The sequence below is a fragment of the Nitrospirota bacterium genome (genome assembly GCA_030645475.1).
GTDB lineage: Bacteria > Nitrospirota > Nitrospiria > Nitrospirales > Nitrospiraceae > Palsa-1315.
This window is the reverse complement of record JAUSMA010000060.1, coordinates 232,804-257,467: the sequence shown is the minus strand read 5'-3', so window position 1 is coordinate 257,467 and position 24,664 is coordinate 232,804. Positions and strand designations below refer to the sequence as shown.

General features: G+C 57.1%; 23 protein-coding genes. 20 read left to right on the top strand and 3 right to left on the bottom strand.

Annotated features, from left to right (window positions below):
- The first annotated feature begins 3 nt into the window (after positions 1–3).
- The 7 genes from coaBC to thiE all read left to right on the top strand — a co-directional run bounded on the left by coaBC (position 4) and on the right by thiE (position 6,003).
- Entirely contained in the window at positions 4–1,254 is a 1,251-nt protein-coding gene (gene coaBC, locus Q7U76_11515) for a bifunctional phosphopantothenoylcysteine decarboxylase/phosphopantothenate--cysteine ligase CoaBC (protein ID MDO8357008.1), read from the top strand.
- 17 nt (positions 1,255–1,271) lie between these two features.
- The gene (locus tag Q7U76_11510; protein ID MDO8357007.1) at positions 1,272–2,117 is read left to right on the top strand and encodes a tetratricopeptide repeat protein; all 846 of its coding nucleotides are present in this window, start codon (positions 1,272–1,274) and stop codon (positions 2,115–2,117) included.
- Positions 2,118–2,221: 104 nt separating this feature from the next.
- The gene (aroQ, locus tag Q7U76_11505; protein MDO8357006.1) at positions 2,222–2,722 is read left to right on the top strand and encodes a type II 3-dehydroquinate dehydratase; all 501 of its coding nucleotides are present in this window, start codon (positions 2,222–2,224) and stop codon (positions 2,720–2,722) included.
- Between the two features lie 47 nt (positions 2,723–2,769).
- Positions 2,770–3,330, top strand: coding sequence for an elongation factor P (gene efp / locus Q7U76_11500; protein ID MDO8357005.1), 561 nt, complete (start codon positions 2,770–2,772; stop codon positions 3,328–3,330).
- The gene (gene accB / locus Q7U76_11495) at positions 3,327–3,899 is read left to right on the top strand and encodes an acetyl-CoA carboxylase biotin carboxyl carrier protein (protein MDO8357004.1); all 573 of its coding nucleotides are present in this window, start codon (positions 3,327–3,329) and stop codon (positions 3,897–3,899) included. The genes efp and accB overlap by 4 nt, the downstream gene beginning before the upstream one ends.
- A gap of 34 nt (positions 3,900–3,933) precedes the next feature.
- On the top strand, positions 3,934–5,274 hold the full coding sequence (gene accC / locus Q7U76_11490; GenBank protein ID MDO8357003.1) for an acetyl-CoA carboxylase biotin carboxylase subunit: 1,341 nt from the start codon (positions 3,934–3,936) through the stop codon (positions 5,272–5,274).
- Between the two features lie 72 nt (positions 5,275–5,346).
- Positions 5,347–6,003 (top strand): thiamine phosphate synthase, encoded by a 657-nt coding sequence (thiE, locus tag Q7U76_11485; GenBank protein ID MDO8357002.1) that lies wholly within the window; start codon positions 5,347–5,349, stop codon positions 6,001–6,003.
- Here the strand turns inward: thiE and bioD are convergent.
- The 3 genes from bioD to Q7U76_11470 all read right to left on the bottom strand — a co-directional run bounded on the left by bioD (position 5,954) and on the right by Q7U76_11470 (position 11,440).
- Positions 5,954–6,724 (bottom strand): dethiobiotin synthase, encoded by a 771-nt coding sequence (bioD, locus tag Q7U76_11480; protein ID MDO8357001.1) that lies wholly within the window; start codon positions 6,722–6,724, stop codon positions 5,954–5,956. The genes thiE and bioD overlap by 50 nt on opposite strands.
- 83 nt (positions 6,725–6,807) lie before the next feature.
- Entirely contained in the window at positions 6,808–7,554 is a 747-nt protein-coding gene (locus tag Q7U76_11475; GenBank protein ID MDO8357000.1) for an SDR family NAD(P)-dependent oxidoreductase, read from the bottom strand.
- Positions 7,555–8,476: 922 nt separating this feature from the next.
- Positions 8,477–11,440 carry a proline dehydrogenase family protein gene (locus Q7U76_11470; GenBank protein MDO8356999.1) on the bottom strand — a complete coding sequence of 988 codons (2,964 nt, stop codon included), beginning with the start codon at positions 11,438–11,440 and terminating at the stop codon, positions 8,477–8,479.
- 157 nt (positions 11,441–11,597) lie between these two features.
- Here Q7U76_11470 and Q7U76_11465 point away from each other — a divergent pair, with 157 nt between their 5' ends.
- The 13 genes from Q7U76_11465 to Q7U76_11405 all read left to right on the top strand — a co-directional run bounded on the left by Q7U76_11465 (position 11,598) and on the right by Q7U76_11405 (position 24,555).
- A complete protein-coding gene (locus Q7U76_11465; GenBank protein MDO8356998.1) occupies positions 11,598–12,458 on the top strand; it encodes a fatty acid desaturase in 861 nt (286 codons plus the stop codon).
- Positions 12,459–12,635: 177 nt separating this feature from the next.
- Positions 12,636–13,511: an Mrp/NBP35 family ATP-binding protein gene (locus Q7U76_11460; protein ID MDO8356997.1), complete on the top strand. Its 876-nt coding sequence runs from the start codon at positions 12,636–12,638 to the stop codon at positions 13,509–13,511.
- Between the two features lie 27 nt (positions 13,512–13,538).
- The gene (locus tag Q7U76_11455; GenBank protein ID MDO8356996.1) at positions 13,539–13,844 is read left to right on the top strand and encodes a Rieske 2Fe-2S domain-containing protein; all 306 of its coding nucleotides are present in this window, start codon (positions 13,539–13,541) and stop codon (positions 13,842–13,844) included.
- Between the two features lie 52 nt (positions 13,845–13,896).
- Positions 13,897–14,865 carry a pyruvate dehydrogenase (acetyl-transferring) E1 component subunit alpha gene (pdhA, locus tag Q7U76_11450; GenBank protein MDO8356995.1) on the top strand — a complete coding sequence of 323 codons (969 nt, stop codon included), beginning with the start codon at positions 13,897–13,899 and terminating at the stop codon, positions 14,863–14,865.
- A gap of 8 nt (positions 14,866–14,873) precedes the next feature.
- Positions 14,874–15,851: a pyruvate dehydrogenase complex E1 component subunit beta gene (locus tag Q7U76_11445; GenBank protein ID MDO8356994.1), complete on the top strand. Its 978-nt coding sequence runs from the start codon at positions 14,874–14,876 to the stop codon at positions 15,849–15,851.
- Between the two features lie 21 nt (positions 15,852–15,872).
- Positions 15,873–16,241, top strand: coding sequence for a hypothetical protein (locus Q7U76_11440; GenBank protein ID MDO8356993.1), 369 nt, complete (start codon positions 15,873–15,875; stop codon positions 16,239–16,241).
- Positions 16,242–16,400: 159 nt separating this feature from the next.
- On the top strand, positions 16,401–16,772 hold the full coding sequence (locus Q7U76_11435; GenBank protein MDO8356992.1) for a hypothetical protein: 372 nt from the start codon (positions 16,401–16,403) through the stop codon (positions 16,770–16,772).
- On the top strand, positions 16,765–17,967 hold the full coding sequence (locus Q7U76_11430; GenBank protein ID MDO8356991.1) for a dihydrolipoamide acetyltransferase family protein: 1,203 nt from the start codon (positions 16,765–16,767) through the stop codon (positions 17,965–17,967). The genes Q7U76_11435 and Q7U76_11430 overlap by 8 nt, the downstream gene beginning before the upstream one ends.
- On the top strand, positions 17,964–18,908 hold the full coding sequence (gene lipA / locus Q7U76_11425) for a lipoyl synthase (GenBank protein MDO8356990.1): 945 nt from the start codon (positions 17,964–17,966) through the stop codon (positions 18,906–18,908). The genes Q7U76_11430 and lipA overlap by 4 nt, the downstream gene beginning before the upstream one ends.
- Positions 18,909–18,986: 78 nt before the next feature.
- A complete protein-coding gene (locus tag Q7U76_11420) occupies positions 18,987–19,373 on the top strand; it encodes a nuclear transport factor 2 family protein (protein MDO8356989.1) in 387 nt (128 codons plus the stop codon).
- A gap of 308 nt (positions 19,374–19,681) precedes the next feature.
- A complete protein-coding gene (locus Q7U76_11415) occupies positions 19,682–22,798 on the top strand; it encodes a caspase family protein (GenBank protein MDO8356988.1) in 3,117 nt (1,038 codons plus the stop codon).
- A gap of 32 nt (positions 22,799–22,830) precedes the next feature.
- A complete protein-coding gene (locus tag Q7U76_11410; GenBank protein ID MDO8356987.1) occupies positions 22,831–23,871 on the top strand; it encodes a cytochrome D1 domain-containing protein in 1,041 nt (346 codons plus the stop codon).
- 51 nt (positions 23,872–23,922) lie between these two features.
- Positions 23,923–24,555: a FecR family protein gene (locus Q7U76_11405; GenBank protein MDO8356986.1), complete on the top strand. Its 633-nt coding sequence runs from the start codon at positions 23,923–23,925 to the stop codon at positions 24,553–24,555.
- The last annotated feature ends 109 nt before the right edge of the window (positions 24,556–24,664 follow it).

The window sequence follows — 24,664 nt, the reverse complement described above, 5'->3', positions numbered from 1 at the left end:
TACGTGGAGATCTCCGGCTCTACAGGGCCGACGTTGATCGGGAAACGGATCGTGCTCGGCGTGACGGGCAGCATTGCCGCCTATAAGGCGGTCTTGTTGCTGCGAACCTTGCTCCGTGAAGGAGCGGTCGTGCACGTCGTGATGACGCAATCGGCTACGAAATTCGTCACTCCGCTGACGTTTGAAGTGCTCTCAGGCCATCCCGTCTCGACGGAGGTGTTCGAGGCGCATCAGGAGATGAAACACTTATCGTTGCCTGAGCAGGCAGATGCCATTGTGATTGCGCCGGCCACGGCCAATTGCCTGGCCAAGATAGCCCTGGGGTTGGGTGACGATTTACTCTCGACCATGCTTCTCACGGCACAATGCCCCTTGATTGTGGCACCCGCTATGGATGGAGGGATGTGGACACATCCCTCTGTCACAGAGCACGTGCGGACATTGCGTGCCAGGGGAACCATGGTTGTGGATCCCCAAGAAGGCCCCCTTGCTTCAGGACGGATCGGTCAAGGCCGCTTGGCAGAGGAAAGCAGGATTCTAGAGGCGCTTCACGCAGCATTGGCGCCACTACGCGATTGGCAGGGGCACCGCATCCTAGTTTCAGCCGGCCCAACGCAGGAGCCGATCGATCCCGTACGATTCATTTCAAACCGCTCATCCGGAAAAATGGGTTATGCCATCGCAGAGGCCGCCCAGGCAAGGGGAGCCCAGGTAGTCCTTGTGACTGGGCCTACGGCTATTCCTCTTCCGAAAGGCGTCGAGGTTGTTTCGGTCGCCACGGCTGAAGAAATGACACAAGCCCTGTCGATACGTCTGGCATGGTCCTCCGCTGTGATCATGGCCGCCGCCGTCGCGGACTTTCGCCCCAAACACCCTGCTTCACAAAAAATGAAGAAACAAGGGCAGACCGACCAGACCCTTGACCTCGAGCGAACGACCGACATCCTGGCCTCCTTATCCGCTCAGCGGACCACACAACTTATCGTTGGCTTTGCCGCTGAGACCTGCGATCTGATCGCTCACGCGAAAGACAAGCTTATGGCCAAAGGGCTCGACCTCATTGTGGCAAACGATGTCACGATGGAAGGCGCGGGGTTCGGCAGTGAACAGAATGCTGCCACGTTAATCGATCGGGAGGGGGCTGTCACAGAACTGCCGTTGATGCCAAAGCGTGCGCTTGCTGACGCGATCTTGAATCGGGCGCATGAACTGCTTCGCACCAGAGCGTCGGAACAGGCCCAAAGTCGGTTGTAGGAGGACGCTAATACACCATGGCACAGAATCAGCAATCAACCGAGACGGCGATGGAAATTGATCGACTGGCCATCCAATTGGCCAAAAATCCGCAATCCAAGGTTTTCATGCCCTTGGCTGAAGAATATGGCAAGGTCGGCATGTGGCAGGAAGCCGCAGGTGTTCTCGAAGACGGGTTGAAATATTATCCCGGCTTCATTACGGCGATGGTCGCGCTCGGTCGTGCTTATGATCAGATGGGGCAGCCCACCAAGGCTAAAGCGATTCTAGAGGAATCCATCAAGTTAAGTCCTGAAAACTTGCGTGCACACCGGACTTTGATCAAGATCTATGTGAGCCAGGAACTACATGCCCTGGCCCTGCAATCCTGCGCTGTCATCTTGAGAGTAAATCCGCGGGATGAGGAGGCGCTCTCAGTCCAATCGGCGCTGGCTAAACCCCTGACTCTCAAAAAAGAGCCGGAGAAACCAAGGCCGGCTGATCCAGTCACACAAAACAGCTCCGTGCAAGAGGTGCTGGAAGCTCCAATAGTTTCTGACCCACTCAAGGCAGCTATTCCGGAAGTTAGTACGCAACATGAAGACCTATCAGTTTCAATGCCTGCCAAATCAGAAACCGTGGCGACCGATCCACTGATCGTAGCTTCGGAGCTGATGGAGACGGTTCTCCATACGCACGATCACACAGGCGAACAACTTGCGGTACCCGAGCAGGATCCTCAAGTCAGTGCCGTTGAGGCGATGCCTTCTCCATCTCCTCATGCCGAAGTCGTGGCTCAATTAGAGGCGTGGCTTCGCACCATTCAAGCACGGCGTCGAGAACGAGACACGACGAATAGGCCCCTCTCCAAGACTTCCCAATAATTTTGCGAGTTTGACCGGTTTGAGGCGGACTGCTACAATGCGGCCCGGCTGGACTGTGGCAGGAGGAGTCGTTCTCACCTATTGAGTAGTTAAATAATAGAGTCATGCTACGCATACGAATATTGCACGGTCCAAATCTCAATCTCCTCGGGAGCAGAGAACAGTCCATTTACGGCACACTGTCACTTGATGTCATCAACTCAACCATTGCAAAGCTGGCAAAAGAGTTGAACATGAAGGTGGACATACGCCAGTCGAATCACGAGGGAGAGTTGGTCACCTGGATTCAAGAGTCGCGGACAGGATACGATGGAATCATCATCAACCCGGCCGCCTATACCCATACAAGCATTGCGATTCGGGATGCGATTGCGGCGGTCAGCCTACCAACGATGGAAGTGCATTTGTCTAATATCCATCAGCGGGAAGAGTTTCGCCATCGGTCCTATATCGCAGGAGTCGTCCTTGGGCAGATTACCGGCTTAGGTGTGACGGGTTATCTCCTTGCCCTTCGTGGGCTTCAGGACCATCTCACCGCATCCAAACGCCAGAAGAAGACATCCGTACCAGCGACAGCGCGACGGACGACAACAGGAACGAAATAATTACGGAGCGCGTCGAGTGGACGCATACAGTGTGAAGGGAGTATCGAGTGATTTCCACGACCGACTTTCGCGGTGGCGTACGGCTGATGGTCGATAACCAGCCATTTTATATCATTGAGTTTCAGCATGTAAAACCAGGCAAGGGCGGAGCCTTCGTACGAACCAAGCTCAAGGGCTATCTCACGGGTAGTGTGATCGACCGTACGTTTCGGTCAGGGGAACGGTTCGAAGAGCCGAAGCTCGATGAACGGGACATGCAATTCCTTTATGCAACCGACGACGCCTATACCTTCATGGACACAGATTCATACGAGCAATTGACGTTCGAAAAGGGCAAGCTCGGCGACAATGCAGATCTGTTGAAGGAAAACATGATCGTGAAGATTCTCGTATACGAGCATCGCCCGATCGATGTTGAGCTGCCGAACTTTATTGAATTAAAAGTTACGGACACCGAACCGGGTTTCCGTGGCGATACCGCGACGGGCGGCACGAAACTCGCCACCCTTGAAACTGGCGCTACCCTCAAGGTGCCGCTCTATTTAGAAAGTGGGACCGTGATCAAGATTGATACGCGGACGCGAGCCTACGTGGAGCGTGTTCGGTGAGCACACAAAAATCGAGCAAGTCAAAGAAACGAGGGAAGCCGATTATTCTCCCTCAGGCCTTTGCGACCCCTCCAGGCGGCCAAGGCACTCCCCTGTTATCAGGGCAGCAGAGTAAACATATCCAAGAGCTGATCGACCTGCTCAAGAAGAACAATCTGACTGAACTGGAACTGGAGCGCGAAGGCCTCAGAATCCGTGTGCGCCATGAGGTCGAAGTCAGAACGATCACGACCAGCGTCGCCGACCATGGCTCATCCGGCACGGCCTCCGCGTCTCAACCTTCTGGTGCGGCAGCTGTACAGACCGAAGATACGACCGGCATGATTACCATCGCATCACCGATCGTCGGCACGTTTTATCGGTCCCCCTCACCGGATGCCGATCCCTACGTCGAAGAGGGCGATTTTGTGAAAAAGGGCCAGGTCCTCTGTATTGTTGAAGCGATGAAGCTCATGAACGAGATCGAGTCCGAGGTAGAAGGACGCATCACGAAAATTCTGGCTGAAAGTACGAAGCCGGTGGAGTATGGCCAGGCGCTCTTCCTCGTCGATCCGACAGCCACACCCTAATCCCTCTTCCCTCGACCCACATCGGAGTACTTGCGTGTTCAAGAAAGTATTGATAGCCAATCGCGGTGAGATCGCCCTCCGGGTGATTCGCGCCTGCAAAGAGCTCGGCATTAAGACCGTGGCAATTTTCTCCGAGGCCGATGCGGCGAGCCTCCATGTGCGCGCAGCCGATGAAAAGATCTGCGTCGGGCCTCCTGACGCAGCGCTCAGTTATCGAAACATTCCCAACGTTCTGAGCGCCGCTGAGATCACCGGGGCAGACGCCATTCACCCCGGTTACGGATTCCTCTCCGAGAATGCCCACTTCGCCGAAGTCTGCGAATCTATCGGTGTCAAATTTATCGGCCCGACGTCTGAACATATCGCGCTCCTTGGCGATAAAGCCAAAGCGAGAGAAATCGTCGCCCGGCGAGGCCTCCCAGTCACGCCTGGCAGCCCTGGCGAGCTCAAAAGCGAACAGGAAGCACTCGAAGCCGCCACTAAGATCGGGTATCCCGTCATCATCAAAGCCTCCTCCGGTGGGGGCGGGCGCGGCATGCGTGTCGTGAACAAGGCCGAAGACCTCGCGCGTGCATTTCAAGCCGCACAAGCGGAGGCAAAGACCACGTTCGGCAACGATGCTGTCTACCTCGAACGTTATTTCCTCGAGCCCCGCCATATCGAAGTGCAAATCGCCGCCGACCACCGTGGGCATGTCGTGCATCTTGGCGAGCGCGATTGCTCGATCCAACGCCGGCATCAGAAGCTGCTCGAAGAAACGCCGTCGCCCGCTGTCGACGAGAAGCTCCGCCGTGAAATCTGCCGAGTCGCTGTCGAAGCCGTGAAAGCCGTGCATTACCGGAATGTCGGGACCGTCGAGTTCCTCCTCGATAAAGACCGCAACTTCTTCTTCATGGAAGTGAATACCCGCATCCAGGTCGAACATGCGATCACGGAGATGGTGACGGGCATCGATCTCATCAAGGAGCAGATCACACTCGCGGATGGGCAATCCCTCTCATTCAAGCAACAAGATATCAAGCTCAACGGACATAGCCTCGAATGTCGCATCAACGCGGAAGATCCTGAAAAGTTTACGCCATGCCCTGGGATGATCACGAAATATCGTGTGCCAGGCGGATTCGGCGTTCGTGTCGATTCGGCCATGGAGTCGAACATGATGGTCGTTCCGTTCTACGACTCCATGATCGCCAAGGTCATTACCCATGGCCGAGACCGGCAGGAATGCATCGCCCGCATGCGCCGCGCCCTCGACGAATTCGTCATCGAAGGCATCAAGACGACCATTCCACTACACAAACGCATCCTCAACGACCCTGATTTTCAGAAGGGGCACGTCTCCACCACGTTCCTCGAACGATTCCTCGTCAGTTAATCCAGTCCGGTTTGACGGCATCAGGTCAACCGACTGGCAGTGCGTCGTGCTTCCAGCTACAATTCTTCCAGAATGTCCGGACCAATCCACTCCATGCGCAACCGCCTCTACATCATTCTCGATCCGTCGGTCTGTCCTGACCGCCCCCTGGTGGAGGTCCTGACGATCGCAGCTGAGGCCGGCGCTTCGCTCTTTCAATATCGCAACAAGTCCGCTTCGATGAAGGCAGCCTATGAGGAGGCCTTGGCCCTCAGACGAGTCGCAGCACAGGCAGGGGTCCTCTTCATCGTGAACGATCGCTGCGACTTGGCATTGGCGGTGGATGCTGATGGAGTGCACCTGGGACAGGGAGACTTGCCGATCGACATGGCAAGGAAGATGATGGGCCCGGACAAGTTGATCGGAATCTCCACCCACAATCCAGACCAAGTACGAGAAGCCACTGCCGGAAAACCGGATTACCTGGGCTTTGGTCCAATCTTCAAACCAGGTTCCAAGCAGGACCACGACCCGTTGGTTGGGCTTGAGGGGTTACGGGCGATGCGTTCGTTCACCTCGTTACCCGTCTTTGCGATTGGGGGCATTCAGATCGAGCAGGTTCAGGCAGTCATGCAGGCAGGAGCGGACGGAGTGGCCGTCATCTCAGCCATCTTGAAAGCCACAGATATTCGAGAGGCCGTTAGGACGTTTCTCGCCCAGATGCCGTCACCAGCTTCGCCAGCCTCATAATTTCTGCCGCCCACGCGAGTTGAATGATCCCCTCCTTCCAATTTTTATTTATGCGCGAGCTATAGGGGAGTGGACCCACCACAGGAACCTTCGCGAGACGTTGAAGGAGAGTCACGGTCGATTGCTCCTGCAAACGCGCGATCTTCGTACGCATAGGCACAGGTTGATTCAAGACCAACGCAATGACAGGGACCTTTCGCTGGCGGAGTGCGTGAAGCGTCAATAATGCATGATTGATCCCGCCCAGCCCTGATCGGCCCACCACGATGACAGGAAGTCCCATGCGCTGCATGAGGCCTAATCCATCGATGCGGTCCGTTATCGGCACATGTAGCCCACCGACGCCTTCGACCGCCACAAAGTCATGTTTCTGACAGAGGGCATGGAACGCTCGCAGGATGGTGGCCAGCCGTATCGTCTGTTGTTCCGCGCGCGCAGCAGAGAGCGGCGCCATTGGGAGTCGAAAGACGTAGGGACAGATTTTTGTCATCGGATCATGGCATTCAGCGGCTCGTCGCAAGCGCGTGCCATCGGACCGAGCCCTGGTCGATCGCGAGATCCCTGTCTCAACCGGCTTCATGACACCGATGTCGATTCCTCGTTGCCTCAGATGCGACACCAGCGCAGCAGTGACGAGCGTTTTCCCGACACCGGTATCGGTCGCGGTAATAAAGACGCCGTACTTCATGAAAAAGAGCCGATGGCGAATAGCATATGGCACATAGTATCTGAATAGAGATCCTTCATATCGCTTCCCAATCCGTTCTCCGCCATAAGCTATTAGCCATATGCCATACGCTCCTCTCAGAGATTCCGGCTATCGCAATTCCACACCTGTCCCGACACATCGTTGAGTTGAGCCAGATGCAAGACGGTCTTGGCCACTTCCTCGCGTGACGGTGGACGGCCTAACAGATGGTCTTTCCAGTCATTGCCCTCAGGCATGATTCCTGTAGCCAATCCCGTCTTCTGCCAGCCTGGCAAGAGGAGGTTTACACGGACGTTGCCTGTTCCCCACTCTTTTGCTGCGGTCTGCACCAGACCGATGAGACCGGCTTTTGACGCGGCGTAGGCAGCTTGCCCAATCGAGCCATGGAATCCGGCGTGCGATCCAATCACAACGATCGACCCACCTTCATGAGCGAGAAGGGGAGGGGCCATGGCGCGGAGGCAGTGAAATGTTCCTGTCAAATTCGTGGCCACCACGTCGGCCCACGCGTCTTCATGTTGTCGAAGCAGGAGTTGGCTCCCTCCGATTCCAGCATTGCAGATAAACACCGATGGCATCGGTGCCTGTCGGCAGGAGGCCTCCACCATCTGTTGCACCGACTGTGACTCGCGAATGTCGGCGGCGTACAATGCTCCACTACCCCCAGCGGCTTCCACGTAAGAGAGCGTGTCCTCAGCCGCCGATTTATTGCGATGGTAATGCACCCCGACAGACCAGCCAGTGGCAGCAAAGGCCAGGCTGATCGCTCGACCAATTCCGCCGGATGCACCGGTCACCAGTACGGCACGTTGGGATAGGCTTGCAACCGCGTGGCTTCGCATAGGGATGCGATTATGGGGAGGATATCAGATGAAGGCAAGCCTCCAGCTCGGCCAGAACGTACACCGATTTTCTTGCTGCCTCCAGGATTCCTATGGTACGGTCACAAGATTGCTCAACCAGTGGAGAACCTCACGCATGTCGATCAATACGCCTGGATCTCGAAGGGCCATCATGTTAGGCGCAGTTCTGCTGTTCACTTGCTCCACCTGGTCGGCCTCGCTTGCAGCAGAGGACGCCGGTATTATTGCGCAGTCCTCCGACTATTTTCCCGATCAGATCGGGAACGAATGGCACTATCGTGGCCAGATCACTGAAGGGCCGTTGCAAACGATCGAACATAAGTTTTTCTCAAACGTGTCTTCGGTCACCGGCACAAAAACCATCAAAGGCATGACGGCCACCGTGTTCCACGATACGAATCCAGGCAATCATGGCCCCTCGGACAGTTTCTACCGGCGTGATAGCGTTGGCATCGTCTATTACGGTTCTGAGCCTGGTACACCCTTGGAAAAACAGCTCGTGCCCTATCAGATCGTGCGTTTTCCCATGAAGGCTGCGACCTCGTTTCAGCAGTTCAACCGTAAAGGGCTGGACTTTGGCACCGATATGGATCGCGATGGCGAGAATGAAAAGGTCGACGCACAGGGCGACTCCACGGTGGTGGGGCAGGAGTCAGTGACCGTGCCGGCTGGCACCTTCAAAGACGCGGTGAAGGTGGAAGCGCGCATGTATATGCAAATTCATCTCTCCGGCTCGAACAAGACGGCGCAGGGCACCGATGTGATGACCGCCTGGTTTGTGAAGGGCGTAGGATTGGTCAAATACGTTGAACGGCAGGAACTCTCTCCGCTGGAAGACCGGGGCGTGATCACGGATATTAGTGAGGAGCTGGAATCCTACGAGATCAAGCCATCGAAGGCCTCACTCGGCCGGCGCGAATCCACGACGGAGGGTTTGTTCGCTGATCACACGGGTCACGACGAATTGCGTCAGGTACTCTTCACCTCCGGCCTTCGTTCCGACTCCGGAGAGCCGATGGCCACCAAACGGCTGGCGGCCGACTAACGCACCGGTGATCGGACGATTCAGATAGAGATTCCCGACGTCGAACCGTTGCCGTGCCAACTCCAGATTGACGGGGCTCCGTGAGTAGACGCCACCGGTGAGGGCATAGGCCGTCGAATTCGCCAGCGTGAGCGCCTCCTGAAATGAGGCTGCCTTCATCACCGCGAGAATCGGCCCGAAGATTTCCTCCTGGGCGACTCGATCGGTCGGCGCGGCATCGGCAAAGACCGTCGGTCCGATATACCAGCCAGGTTCCGTCACAGCCCCTTCCACCAGCAAGCGGGCTTCCTTCTTTCCAATTTCGATGTAATCCTGCACCTTCGCCTGCGCTCGACGATCGATCATCGGCCCAACCTGGGTACCGGGCTCTTCCGGATTTCCGACCTTCAAGCTCAGTACCGCCTCTTTGAGGCGAACGAGAAAACTGTCGTAGATCGCCGCATGGACGATCGCCCGCGAACAGGCGGAACATTTCTGTCCTGCATAGCCGGTGAACGATGCGACCACTCCGGTAATCGCATCATCGAGATCCGCAGTCTCATCCACGATAATTGCATTTTTCCCTCCCATTTCTGCCAGCACCCGCTTGACCATCTGTTGCCCAGGGATAAGGGTCCCGGCGTCTTTCAGAATGCCGAGCCCGACGTCCTTCGACCCGGTAAAGGCAATCGTGGCGACCGCTGGGTGGCGGACTAATGCCTGTCCGATGTCTGGCCCACCCGGCAAGCAACTGAGTATTCCCTCTGGCACACCGGCCTCCTGCAAAATCTCTGTGAGCCAGTGCCCCATCATGGGCGAACGTTCGGAGGGCTTGAAGATGACAGGATTTCCCGTCACAAGTGCCGCCGACACCATGCCGGCAGGAATCGCGAATGGAAAATTCCAGGGTGCGATGACGACCGTGACTCCACGAGGATGATAGACCCGCTGGTTGAATTCACCAGGCTCCTGCCCTAACTGTCTTGGGGGAGCGATCCTCAGCCAGTCCGCTGCATAAAACTCTAGAAAGTCGATGGCTTCGGCAAGGTCCGCATCTGCCTCACGCCAGGGTTTTCCGCATTCCAGAATTTCCCAGGCAGCCAACTCGTGACGCCGCGTTCGCATGAGCGTGGCGGCTGCACGCAAAATCTCCACCCGTCGTGCTGTTGTGGTGGCACGCCAGGCATCCCATGCCTTCATCGCCAGGCCTACAGTTTGCTCAACATCAGCCATACTCGCGCTGGACAACCGACCCACGACTTCCTCAGGGCGGCCCGGGTTACGAGATTCAACGAGAGGTCCCGTGAGGCGCAATCGCTGGAACGACGATGACCATTGCCGGCCCAGCTGTGACCGTACGGCCGCCAGGGCCTGTTGCATGGCCGCTCGGTGGTCTGCCTGCGCAAAATCACGCTGTGGTTCATTACGAAACTCCCGCTTGCCGGCTTGCTGAGATGAGAGGGATTGCATCTGGCGTGGTCCTTCAAGAACTGGCGGTGACAACAGTGCGTGGAGCGACTGGGACTCCACATATTCCTTGCGGAGAAATGATTCATTCGACGTGTTTTCCAATAGTCGTCTGACGAGATAGGCCATGCCCGGTAATAGATCGCCCACCGGGGTATAGAGTCGCAGCCGCCGCCCATGTTGTGCGATGGCCTGCTGAAAGGGCTCGGCCATGCCATATATCATCTGATACTCCCAGGTTTCAGGAGAGAGTCCGAGCGACTCCGCAACCGCCTCGATATAGGCCAGTGTGCGGAGATTATGTGTGCCGAAGGCCGGTCGAATAAGCGATGACTGAGATAAGAGGAGTTGCGTCAGCGACTCATAATTCGCATCCGTTTCCGTCTTCTGTTCAAAGAGCGGAACAGGCCAGCCGCGTTGCCGATAGCGGATCGTATCCGAATCCCAGTAGGCCCCTTTCACGAGCCGAATGGTGATGGGCGCCCCACGCCGACGAACCCATGACAGCAGACCCTCGATATCTCGCGTCGTGTCGCGATGGTAGGCTTGTAACGCCAGACCCGCATGAGGATAGTTCTTGTAGGACGGCTCGGCGAAAAGCCTGGTGAAGATGTCGAGCAGCAAGGTTTTGGTATCGGCTTGCTCCATATCGAAGATCAACGAAGCGGGGAGGCGCATCGCCAGATCGAGGATGGGGCGAAGCCGCGCCGCTACTGAACAGTAGCTTCCTTCGGGGTCGATCGGGTCTAGATGCGGAGAGAGGGCGGATATTTTGAGCGAGAGCTGTACTCGTGGAATGGGCCCGAGATGGTCTCGCTCTAATAAGGAGATCGATAGCCAGCCCTCCGCTACTTGTGTCAACTGGGTGAGGGCGTTCAGGCAGCGATCACGGTACCGATCGGCCTCACGATCACTGATGGTGGCCTCGCCCAACAAGTCGACCGAGCAGGCCCGCCCCTGTTGCCAAAGATCTGCCAATCGCGGGCTCGCATCCTCGACCGTCGCTCCTGCAATAAAGTTTCTCGCCATCTGCTCGACCTGGCTTCTGATTGCCTTACCACTGAGACGAGCCCCCAGGCTGGTGGAGGCAAGGGCGCTGAGCCCCCATTGCGCGCCGAAGAGTTGCGTCTCTCCATCGCCTAAATATTCACGAGCTAATGTCACCACCTGTTCATCGTCGGTGACCGATGGCAGGGCATCGATGAATCGAAATAACTGTGTCTTAAAGGGACTGTCATACATGGCCAGGTTAAGGGCCTGGTGTGACCACCAGTGGCGGGTGAAGACTGTTGGCGTTCGACCGGCAGAGAGACGAGCGAGCTGTTCACCGATACGATGAACAGTTGATTCAAGAGGAGATGAAACGATCGACATCGATACCCCACTCTCTGTGAGATGAAGGGACACCGTCAGTATACACTCTGAGCATTCTGTTGAAACATTTGGATAAATTAAGTATGATATTTTAGTACTTCCTCTCCCCCGTGAGGAGGTCAGATGAAGCGATGGGTGAGCTCTCCAAGGAGATCAAATGGCTGCTACAACAACTGATACCGCATTGACCGAAGATGTGTTTGTCCCGCTAAATTTTGTGTTGTTTTGCGCGATCGTTGCCGCCACGGTGGTCGGCATTCCACTCTATGGCTATTACTACGGATTCAGCCTCTTTGACTGGGTCCTGTCCTTTGTGATGTATATCGTCACGGGGATGGGTATCACCGTCGGCTATCACCGGCTGGTGTCGCATCAGAGTTTCGAATGTCCTGACTGGGTCAAGGCCTCTATCCTCGTCGCCGGTGGGTGGGCGCTTCAAAATTCTGCTCTGAAGTGGGGCGGCGACCATATCCGCCATCACGCCAAGACGGATCAAATAGAAGATCCCTACAACGTGACCAAGGGATTCTGGCACAGCCACTGCGGCTGGCTCTTTTATAATACGCCCCATCGCACGGAGAAATACGAGATCCGTCTGCGCCGCGACCCAGTCGTGATGTGGCAACATCGCTATTATTGGCCCATCGTCGTCACAGGACTCCTGCTGCCTTTTGTCCTTGGTGTCTGGCATGGTGGCTGGCAAGGCGGCATCAGTGCCTTCCTCTTGGGAGGACTTTTCCGCATGTTCATGGTGCTGAACTCGACCTTCACCATCAATTCACTCTGCCACATGATCGGGACACAGCCCCACGGCACACAGGACAGCAGCCGCGATAGCTGGCTGATCTCCTTTGTCAGTTTCGGCGAGGGGTATCATAATTTTCATCACACCTATGCCCGCGATTTTCGCAATGGACCGAAGTGGTACAATTTCGATCCCTCGAAGTGGATCATTTACACCCTCTGGATGCTCGGATTAGCCCACAATCTGCGCCGTAACGACCCCACCGTCGGGTAGTCCGCTTACGAAACATTCGCTGCCCGGGAATCCATCCTCCCTCGATGGATTCCCCCATTGAGCCATTCCCCCTCGCGCAATAGGCCCATTTTCTTTCACCCTACTATTCGCTTATGATGGCGAGGCTAGCCCATGAGCCAGTTGAATTCGTCTGTGCCTCTAGAGAAGGAGTATTCCATGGCTGATGAACATCCTGCCGGACCACAGACTGGTCACGGAAAAGACAATTTGATTCCAGGCGTCAAATACGTTATCGCCGTCAGCAGCGGAAAGGGCGGGGTCGGTAAATCGACCGTCTCCGTCAATCTGGCCGTGGCTCTCGCACTAACGGGCGCCAAGGTTGGACTGCTCGACGCGGATATCTATGGTCCCAACATTCCCATGATGATGGGAGTGAGCAAACCACCGGAGCAGAAAGACGGCAAGATCGTTCCCGCCGAAAGTCACGGCGTGAAACTCATCTCCATGGGCTTCTTCGTCCCGGAAGATACGGCGGTCGTCTGGCGTGGGCCTATGATCCACACGGCTATTCAGCAGCTTTTCCGCGACGTGTTGTGGGGCGAGCTCGATTATCTGCTCATCGATTTGCCGCCTGGCACCGGAGATGCGCAGCTCACCCTGACGCAACTGGTTCCGCTGACCGGTGCCGTCACCGTGACGACGCCTCAGGAAGTGGCCCTGCACGATGTCCGCAAGGGCATGATGATGTTCAAAAAGGTGAATGTGCCGCTCCTCGGCATTGTGGAGAATATGAGCTACTTCCTCTGCGGCCATTGCGGCGAGCGGACAGAAATCTTTTCGCACGGAGGAGGGGAGCGTGCTGCCGCGACACTCGGTGTCCCGTTTCTCGGCCGAGTGCCCATTGACCCGGCGATTCGAGACGGCGGTGACTCCGGCAACCCGATCGTCGTGGCCGATCCAGCCTCTCCACAATCGGCTGCGTTTCGTGAGATTGCACAGAAAATTGTGGCAGGGATCACCGGGGCCACAACGGAGGTTCCACCGATCGAAAGTCTGTTGAGTAAACTCAAGAAACCGTTTGCGAAAACATAATTGACGGACGAAAGGATGGGACAGGCGATGGGAGAGTTCGTACGGGTGGCCGGCACCGCCGATGTGAAGCCGGGCCATGGGATCGTCGCAGAAGTGAACGGGAAGACCCTTGCGGTGTTCAATGTGGACGGCACCTTTCACGCCATCGATAACACCTGCCTCCATCGGGGCGGCCCGCTTGGCGAGGGGGATGTCGAAGGATCCGTCGTCACGTGTCCTTGGCATGGCTGGAAATTCGACGTCACCACTGGTGTCTGCGTGGCCAATCCCTCGGCGAAAGTGGAGCGGTATGAAGTCAAAGTCGAGGGCACCGACGTGAAGGTGCTTGTCTGACCTCAGATAGTCTGGGTTGAGTCCGGTTTCTAGGCGCTTCATAATGCCAAGTATGGACCGGGGCGACGTACTATTCCTCTATCGTCAAATGCTGCTGATCCGCCGGTTCGAAGAGAAATCGGCGGAAATGTACGCCCTCACAAAAATTGCCGGATTCCTGCATCTCTATATCGGCGAAGAGGCCATTGCGGTCGGGGCCATCGCTGCGCTTCGATCGGATGACTATGCGATCAGCGCGTACCGCGACCACGGGCACTGTCTCGCCCGAGGCTCCGATCCCGGCCACGTGATGGCTGAACTGTTCGGCAAAGCGACGGGTCTCTGCCAAGGCAAAGGCGGCTCCATGCACCTGGTGGATGCCCCGCGCCGGTTCATGGGTGGCTACGCCATTGTCGGAGGCCACATTCCCCTTGCCACAGGCCTCGCGTTCGCGACCAAGTATCAACAACTCGACCTTGTGACCGTCTGCTTCTTCGGTGAAGGGGCGATCCCGAGCGGCCAGGCACACGAAGCACTCAATTTGGCAGCCTTGTGGAAACTTCCTGTGATCTTCGTCTGCGAGAACAATCGCTACGGTATGGGAACATCGGCTGAACGGGCCATCGCACTTTATGCGGATGTGGCAGAGACAGCCCGCTCCTATGGCATCAAGGCTGAGCGTGTGGATGGCATGGATGTATTGGCCGTGCGCGATGCGATGCGCAAGGTCGTCGAGCAGGTGCGCGCGGGGCAGGGACCGGTTTTCATTGAAGCGATGACCTACCGGTTCATGGGCCACTCCATGTCCGACCCGGCACACGGACATTACCGAACCAAAGAAGAAGTAGATGAGCACCGCAAACGCGACCCCCTTCTATTGCTGAAGCAGACGATTCTGAACAACAACCTCGGCGCCGAAGCCGATTTCATACAGCTTGAGCGGGAGGTCGGCGAGGCCGTGACGGCTGCCGTCAGGTTCGCCGATGACAGTCCTTTCCCAGCCCCATCGGCCTTGTACACCGACGTGATGCGGGAGGAGTAAGATAATTCATGGTGCTGTCTTATCGGGAAGCGCTCAACCAAGCCATGCGGGAGGAGATGCGCCGAGACTCGCGCATTTTTCTGATCGGCGAGGAAGTGGGCTACTACCAGGGCGCCTTCAAGGTCAGCAAGGGTTTCGTGGAGGAATTCGGCCCGCAACGGGTGGTGGATACTCCGATCACGGAAGCCGGTTTCACGGGCCTGGCAATCGGCGCCGCCATGGCGGGGCTGCATCCCATCGTCGAACTCATGACCATGAATTTCGGCATTGTGGCGCTGGATCAGATCGTCAATAATGCCGCCAAAATTCATTACATGTCGGGGGGGCAGCTGTCGGTGCCGCTCGTGATTCGTGGACCTGGCAGCGCCGCTCACCAGTTAGGCGCGCAGCATTCGCAAAGTCTGGAGGCCTGGTTCTGTCATGTGCCGGGATTGAAAGTGATCGCGCCGGCCACGCCGCACGATGCCAAGGGCCTGCTCAAAAGCGCGATTCGGGACAACAATCCTGTCATCTTCATCGAAGCGCAATTGCTGTACGGAACGAAGGGGGATGTCAAAGACGGCGAGTACACGATCCCCATCGGTGTCGCCGAGGTGAAGCGTACCGGACGCGACGTGACGATCGTCGCCTACTCGAAGATGCTCCTGCTGGCGCTGGAGACAGCCGACCAACTGAGTCGAGAGGGCATCGAAGTCGAGGTCATCGATCCCCGCACCCTCAAACCCTTGGACCTCTCAACGATCGTGGCCTCGGTCAAAAAGACCGGGCGTCTCGTGATCGTCGAAGAAGGCTGGCGTTTTTGCGGGCTGGGTGCGCAGATTGCCGAGAGCGTATACGCGGCGGCGTTCGACTACCTGGACGCCCCCATTCAGCGCGTCACCGGCGAAGATGTGCCAATGCCCTATAGCCGCCCGTTGGAAGATGCTGCCATCCCGGACAAGGCGCGTGTCATCGAAGCCGTCAAATCCGTGTGTGGCATACAGTAAACGAAGGAGGCACGATTACCCATGTCATCACAAGCCCAGACTCCCGGTCATATCGAGATTACGGAGACCCTCGTTCGGCTCTATGTGTTCCTGACGCAATACCTCGACCGCTGCCTCGATGAGGCAGCCAGGAAGACATACCCGGATGAGGAACTGCACGCGCATCTTGCCAAGACGCGCGCGACAATGGCGGACATCCTCGCGGTGAATCCAGTGGTCAAGAGCAACGTCGAGAAGGAATGCAAGGACGTGCTCGCCCTCGGAGCTGCGATCTTAAAAGGCGGCCAGGAGCGAGTCTCGGCGATGGAGCCGATGCAGGCGCAACGTGCCATCCTACGGAACAAGACCATTGCCCTGAGCGATCTCTTAGCCGTGTTTCGGGCTCTCTGACAGGATGAATGGTGAAGCAGGTTACTAGCGACGCGCTCGACAGCCGTGAAGCTGTATCTCGTCAACAAACCGTAGCTGGCTCTGTAACGAGAGACGAACGACGTACGAAGAGGACAGCGAGTTCCAGGGCAGTCAACCGAGCTTTCTAGTGATCGGCTCATGTCAGATCAGGCACAGGAAAAACATCAATTGGCTGGCTTCGATACACGCGAACGAGGCTTCAGTAGGCCGGTCGTGGTTGAGCGAGCCGACGGAGGCTATCAAGCCATGCTGCGATATGAGACGATGCGCGTGGTGACCACAGCACAAGACACACCGGGAGCCGCGCTGGAGGAGTTAATCCACGCGCTCCAAGGACAGGGCTACTCGCAACTTCGTAGCCAACTGAGCGTCCGGGAGGGCACCTACTTGGGTTCTCAGGAGCCTTGGATTGAGTATCCGGACCCCGCGCGCGGCACGGAGCAACAAGACGGGTGGCTGAAACGATTGTTCCGCTGTTTCCTGCGACGAAGAGAGGACATACATGGCTAGTCGCGTCGTGATGCCAAAACTAACCGACACGATGGAAGAAGGCGTCCTCCTTGCATGGAGGAAACGCGAAGGGGATTCGGTGCAGGCAGGGGAGGCGCTCGCTGAAATCGAAACCGACAAGGCCATCATGGATCTCGAGGCCTTCGCCTCCGGCATCCTACGCAAAATCCTGGTGCAGGACGGCGCAACCGTAATGTCCGGAACATTGATCGGCGTCATTGGCGGAATGGATGAGGACATCACCTCGGCATTGACCGACACGATCACTGCCGCGCCATCGGCTGGCGGCGGAACCAGGACAAGCGGACCGCCTGCTGCCGGTCCAGCATCCACCTCACCCGCGAGTCCAGAGGGAACTCGTTTTATCGCCTCGCCCCGCGCGAAAGCGCTGGCTGCCGACCGGGGAATCGATCTCTCCACCATCATCGGAACCGGTCCAGGTGGACGCATCGTGGAAGAAGATGTCGTGAACGCCCAGGCACCGCCAACGCAGATTCTGTCGGCCGGAATAGACCAACCGCTGAGCCAGATGCGGAAAGCCATCGCACGAGCGACGACACAGAGCAAAGCGCCGGTGCCGCACTTTTATCTGACGAGCGAGATCGATATGGAACAGTCAGAGCGGTTCCGCGATCAGTTCAAACACAACCGCACCACACATCCCTCCGTCACCGACTTGCTGATCAAAGCCGCAGCGATCGCGCTCACCCGCCATCCGGACATCAATGTGTCATTCACCGGTAATGCCATCAGGCGACATGCGCGCATTGATATCGGCATCGCCGTCGGCATCGACGACGGCTTGATCACCCCGGTTCTTCGCAATTGTGGCGCGAGGTCGCTGGAGGATATCTCGACCGAATCGCGGACGCTGATCGACCGGGCCAGGAACAAACGCTTGCAGCCGCAGGAATACACCGACGCCACCTTTTCGATCTCAAACTTGGGAATGTTCGATGTGGAAAACTTCATTGCGATCCTCATCCCCCCTCAGGCTGCCTCCATCGCGGTGGGTTCCATTCGCGACGTGCCCGTCGTTAAAGACGGCACAGTCAGGGCGGGCCAACGCATGAAGGTGACGTTGTCTTGCGACCATCGGGCCCTGGACGGTGTGCAGGGGGCCGGCTTCCTGAAGGAGTTCAAACGCATCCTTGAACACCCCTCGGAACTACTCCCCTCGAAGGAGACTCCATGAGCTTTATCCCACTGAACCAACTTCGCGCTTCTTTCTCTGAATCATCTCAAGCCATCAGCCATCAGCCATCGGCCATCCGCTCTTCGCAGCGTCTCCCGCCCTGGTTCAAAGTCCAAGCAACAACCGGTCCGGACTACCTGGACATCAAGCAGACGATGGACCGGCTCAAGCTCCATACCATCTGTGAAGAAGCGCGTTGCCCGAACCGCTGGGAATGTTGGAATGCGCGCACCGCGACCTTCCTGATCCTGGGAGACATCTGCACCAGGCGCTGTCACTACTGTTCAGTGGAGACTGGCCGGCCGATGGCAATCGATCATGGGGAGCCACGACGCGTCGCAGAGGCGGTTCATGCCTTGGCCCTGAAACATGCGGTGATCACATCGGTGAACCGGGATGAGTTAGCAGATGGCGGCGCGGCTATCTTTGCCGAAACAATCCGGCAAACCAGGCAGCTCAACGCTCACTGCACGATTGAAGTTTTGATTCCGGATTTCGAAGGGAATGAGGCCGCCCTCGCGACGGTCTGTGCCGAGAAGCCGGAGATTCTCAATCACAACATTGAAACTGTCCGGCGACTGTTTCCGGCAATCAGACCGCAGGCAAAATATCAGCGATCGCTCGAGCTGCTCGGCAAGGCGAAGCAATTGGGCATGCGCACTAAATCCGGGCTGATCCTCGGGATGGGAGAAACCATGGACGAAGCCCGCGAAGTCATGCGCGATCTCCGATCCGTCGGCTGCGATATCATGACTATCGGTCAATACCTTCAGCCGACGAGAGAGCACCTGCCCGTTGCTCGTTACTACGACCCCAGCGACTTTGCGGTCTTGAAAGAGGAGGGGGTGGCCCTCGGCTTTACCCATGTCGAATCAGGTCCGCTGGTCCGTAGCTCCTACCATGCGGAACAGCATCTCTTCACGGCGGGTCCCTCGGCATAGATCCAACAAGGCATACGCCGCGTAGGAGCAGTCAGAGCGAGACATGATCCAGCCGGGACATTTCATGAAGGAGCGTTCATGACACCTGAGGCGATGCAGATCCTCATTACCCGCTATTTTGCCGCGACGCGCGCGATGGATGTCGAGGCCTGGCTGGCCTGCTTTGCGGACGATGCCGTCAGCTACGATCCCTATGGAGCGCCGCCGATTCAGGGAAAGGATGAGCTTCGAGCCTTTTTTCTATCCGTTACGACTGCGTTCACGGAGATTGGGTTCACCGAAGACTTTCTTGCCGTCACAGGCAACCGTGCGGCCATGAAGTTTACGGCTCGGGGAGTTGCCGCCAACGGGAAAACGGCAACCTGCGAGGGCATCGATGTTTTCGAAGTCAACGACGGTGGCACCATTCAAACGATGTGGGGCTATTGGGATCCCGTTCGTATGATCGCACAACTTGAGGCATGAGCTCACAGGAGTGCGGGCTAGTCTCATAAAGGAGGATTGTTGATCACGGCCCCTGCGTTCACCGCCGGTCGATTCCTCAATGTTGATCAATAGAAACGTCGCCCCTTTGCTGCAGAATTGTATACCCCCTCTTTGGGTGGAGACCTGCTCAATTCCTTTGACAAGGCCCAACACCGACCAATAGACTAACGCGCCTCAGTCTTTCGAACCTGCGACCTGGATGAAGCGACCTACACATGGATCTCGACGAGAGGACCATGCATCGTACCCTTTCAACCTCATGTGCGGGCAACGCAAGAAATGGCTCCATGGCCGGACAATTCAGGAGTCGTGGCATTGGTCGTTGCCCTGCATTGACCATCCTGCTCCTGGTGGGACTGATCACGCTGCCAGCCATCGGATTTGCCCTTGAACAGGCCACGCGAGTTCTGATCGGTCACACGAGCGAAGTCCTCACCGTCATATTTTCTCCGGATGGCAAACTGGTGGCTTCGGCCGGTACCGATCAGACTATCCGATTGTGGGACCCTGATACCGGCCGGGATCTTCGTCTCCTGCGCGGTCATATGGGAACCATTCACGCGCTTGCATTTTCACCGGATGGACGGGTCCTTGCTTCCGGCAGTGCCGACACGTCGATTCGTCTGTGGGACGTAGAAACTGGAAAAGAACTCAACGCGGTCACGTCCAACTTCGGGGCCGTCAGAGCCGTCACCTTTTCGCCGGACGGCAAGACCATCGCCACCGGAGGAAACGACGGCAGCCTTCGCGTCTGGGAAGCCGCCACAGGCAAAGAAATCAAATCCGTCCGGGGACAGTTCGGCGTGGTCTTCTCTATTCGGTATTCGCCTGACGGGAAGATGTTGGCGACAGGAAGCAGCGATACGCAGGTCCATTTGTGGGACGTCGCCACAGGCAGACAACGCACGGTTCTGACTGGTCACACTGGCGCCGTTCGGGCGGTTACGTTCGCTCCGGATGGCCGATGGCTGGCAAGTGCATCGGCCGATGGGTCGCTTCGCATCTGGGATCTGGACCAATCTCAAGAGCGCCTGACGATCACCGGCCATCAGGGGGAAGTCTATGGACTCGTCTTTTCGCCGGATGGGCGCGTCCTCATATCGTCCGGTGCGGATGGGACCGTCCGTGTTTGGGACGTGACCTCCGGAAACGAACGTCACTCACTGAGTGGACACAAGGGCACGGTCTGGTCGGTTGCCGTCTCGCCGGATGGCCTGCTGCTCGCGTCAGGAGGGCGAGACCGTACCGTCCGACTCCAACCGCCAATCTCGCCGGCGCTGACGGCCTCCTTGACGGAAAAGATTCAGAAACGCGGTAATGAAATCGGCATCGTGCCATCACCACCGCCGCTGCCTGAAGCCGATCTCGTCTTTCGACCGACCGAGGTGAAAGCGGGGAGTGAGGTCACGCTCTCGCTTACGATCAAGAACAAAGGCAAAGGTCCGCTCTATCGTTTCCAAGCCAGAACGAAAAGCGAGGAGCCCTCGTTTGACGGTCACCTCTTCTATTTCGGACGAATCGATGGAGGGCAGAGCAGCGAGGACATCGTTACGCTCAAGATCCCCAGTGACCGCCCCGACGCCAACATCCCGTTACATCTCGTATTCGAGGAATATAACGGGTTTGTGCCGGATCAGTTGAAGGCCCTGTTGACCCTCAAGGGATTATCCCGTCCTCGCTTTGCCTACACGCTGCAGGTGATCGACAACGGGACCGGCAACTCGGTTGGCAACGGCGACGGACGTATTCAAAAAGGAGAGGCTGTCGATCTGCTGATCACGGTGAAGAATGTCGGGACCGTGACCGCGCAACAGACATCCGTGGAAGTAACAATACCCTCGAATCACAGTCTCCGTCTCAATAAAGGTCTCGTCGAAATCGGTCCGCTGAAACCTAACGAAGCCAAGAGCGCGACCGTCAACCTGTTCGTCGGGAAAGACCTGCGCGATGAACATCTGCCAGTCAGGCTATTCATTCGAGAACGCAGTGTGAATCAGATGCTCGACGATACGGTCACACTCGCAGTCGACCACCGTGTTGCGCCTCAGATTATGGCCACCAATAAGATAGTGGCCATCGAATCGCCTTCTGTGAATATTCACAGCGGGGCAGGTCAGGAAACGTCGGTCATCGCCTCCGGTGTGAAAGGCCAGGAGCTGGCGGTATCCGGCGAACTGGGAGCGTGGTATCGCGTGCACATATCCGAGACCGAGGTTGGCTGGATCGCCAAGAGCGCGGTGAAAGAGACGCAGGAACTGGCAAAAGGCGATATGCCGATTCCGGCGATCACTGGTGCGCCTGTGGTGAAGCTCTTTCAGAATGCGCCACCCGTCATCGCGCTGGCGACTCCGTCTGACGGCATCGAAGTGAACGTGGAGCGGATCAGCTTGGCCGGCGCCGCGGCCAGCGAAAAAGGCGTCTCCAGAATTGAGATTCGCCTGAACGGGCAGCTGGTGTCGCACCGTGACAATCGTGGCATCGCTGTGAAGCCCGGAGAGGCCGAAACGCCGACGAATATGGAGTTTGCCGAGAAACTCACTCTCCTGGAAGGTAAGAACCAGGTCGTCGTGACCGCCATTGACCGTGACAACCTCTCGTCCAGCCGAACGCTCTCCGTCACGCGCATCGTCGACCGCGGCAAGATTTGGGCGGTCGTCGTCGGCATCTCGCAATATAAAGCGGTGCAGCCCCTGCGCTACGCCGACAAGGACGCCCTCGCCTTCTACGACTATTTGACACAACATCTCGGCGTTCCCAAGGAACAGATCACGTTGCTCCTCAACGACCACGCCACCCTCATGAGCCTCAAACGAACCCTTGGTACGGAACTCAAGAGGAAGGCTGGAGAGAAAGACACGGTTATCGTGTACTATGCCGGCCATGGCGCGCCGGAGGCCGATGCCTCAGCCGGCGACGACGATGGTCTGGAGAAATACATCGTGCCATACGACGCCGACCCAAGGGACCTCTACACCACCGCATTGCCGATGCGCGAGATCGAAACCATCTTCCAACGGCTCACCCCGGAACGCATCATTTTTATCTCCGATTCCTGCTATAGCGGCGCCACGGCAGGCCGGACCTTCGCGACGGCTTCACGGCGTGCCATCGTCTCGGAAAACTTCCTGACTCGTCTCTCCAAAGGCAAAGGTCGAGTCGTGCTTACCGCCAGCAAGGCCAGCGAGGTCAGCGAAGAACGGGAAGATCTCGGCCACGGGGTGTTTACCTATTACCTGCTCGAAGGGCTGAAGGGGAAAGCCGACGCCGACAAAGACGGTATTGTGACAGTCGACGAAGTCTATGCCTACGTCTCCAAAAAGGTTCCGGAAGTCACAGGTCAAAATCAGCATCCCGTCAAGCGTGGCGAGGTCGAAGGCCAACTGGCCCTCGGCCATGTCCGCTAAGTACGACGTTCACCGTATTGAATGGAGGAATCATGACACAGTCCCCACATCGATCTATACTCGCCGTGTCCCTGGCCATGACGATCGCCGGTTGCGCCGAAACGGCGTCCCTGCTGGAACCGGCAAAGATTGGATCGTATGCGTTGAAACAAGACGCTCCTCTGTCGGCGTCGCTACCTCCACGGATCTACGTGGCCAACGAAAGCACCAATGACGTCAGCGTCATCGACGCCACTACCTTTCAGCCGATCGGAACCATTCCTTCCCTGAACCACTCAACCCACGACTTGGCTGTGAGCCGTGACGGTCGCCGCCTCTATGCCTCCAATCTCGCATCGGGTCGCGTTTCGGTGATCGACACGGTCAAGCGGGAAACCATCGCCTCGATCTATACCGGCGAGCGCTGTCACGTCGTTGCCTTGAGTAACGATGACTCACAGCTCTGGGTGGCCAACATCGGCGAAAACACGATCTCCATCATCGACACGAAGACGTTCAGAATCCTGGGAACAATCCCGGTGGGAAAAGGACCGACCGGACTGACCTTCTCGCACGATGGCCGGTTTGCCTTCGTGAGCGGCCAAGGAGATAAAACGGTCGGTGTTGTCGACACCGCCACCCACCAAGTCATCAAGACGATTCCGGTGGGTGCGAATCCCCATTTCATGGTCGTGAGCCGTGACGGGCATGTGTGGGGCGTTAATACGGGACAAAACGATATTTACGTCTTGGACTCAGAGACACATGAAAAAGTCGGCACCTTTATCGTCGGCGACAAGCCACAGCAAATCGCCTTTGCCTTCAAAGGAACCAGCGGATCGATCGCCTATGTGACCGTCGGGAGCCTGAACAAGGTGATTGGACTAGGCGGCGATCCGAGCAACCTCAAAATCGTGGATGAAATCGCCGTCGGCGAAGGTCCGAACGGCATCTGGTCCAATCAGGAAGGGACCAGGCTCTTTGTCGCCCACGACAAGGGGAACGAAATTCGCGTCATCGACACCGGCACGGGACAAACCATCGCCACAGTGCCCGTTGGACGCAAACCCATTCGCGTCGTCGTCTCACGGTAGTAAACAGAACGCGATAGAAGCCCAGAACGTACGACTGAAGGAGTCACGACCATGACAAAAACAACAGCAACAGGCACAGCCATTCTTACCCTCAGCTTCAACCTCATCTTCACGGTGCTTGCCTCCGCCCAGGGCGCGCCGGTCGGCACCGCCACAAATGCCATCGGTGAACTCGTCATCGTGCGCACCGACGGCGTGCAGCAACGGTTACAGGGGAAAGGCAACGTCCCGCTCTATGAGGGCGACGTCCTCAAGACCGATGGCAGCAGTCAGGCCATGATCGAATTTGTCGATGGCGTGACCGTGGCACTCAACGAAAATACGAACTTCAAGCTCCTGTCCCGTTGGGAAAAGGATATGCCCGTCGTCCGAATCCTCCGTTTGAAGCAAGGCGAAGTCTGGGCCAAGACCAATGGCGGCCCCAAGCGTTTTGAAGTGGAAACGCCGGTGGCCACCGCGGCAGTGAAAGAAACTGAATTCAACCTAAAAGTCCAGGATGACGGACAGAGCATTCTCACCGTGATTGAAGGTGTCGTGTCCTTTGGCACCCCATTCGGCACCTGCCCGATCAGGACCGACACGATCAGCTATGGCGTGCGCGGGAAGAAATGTACTAAGCCTGCGGCGACAGATGCCAAGACCGCCAAGTCCTGGACAGATGCGTTACGGACGACTGGAAAGTGACGTCGATTGAACCATTTTCAACGAATCGTCGACTCACTGGATAACAAGGAAACTGCACCAACACTGTCTCTGATGAGATTGCACCTCACCGGCGCGTGTGCGGATTGGA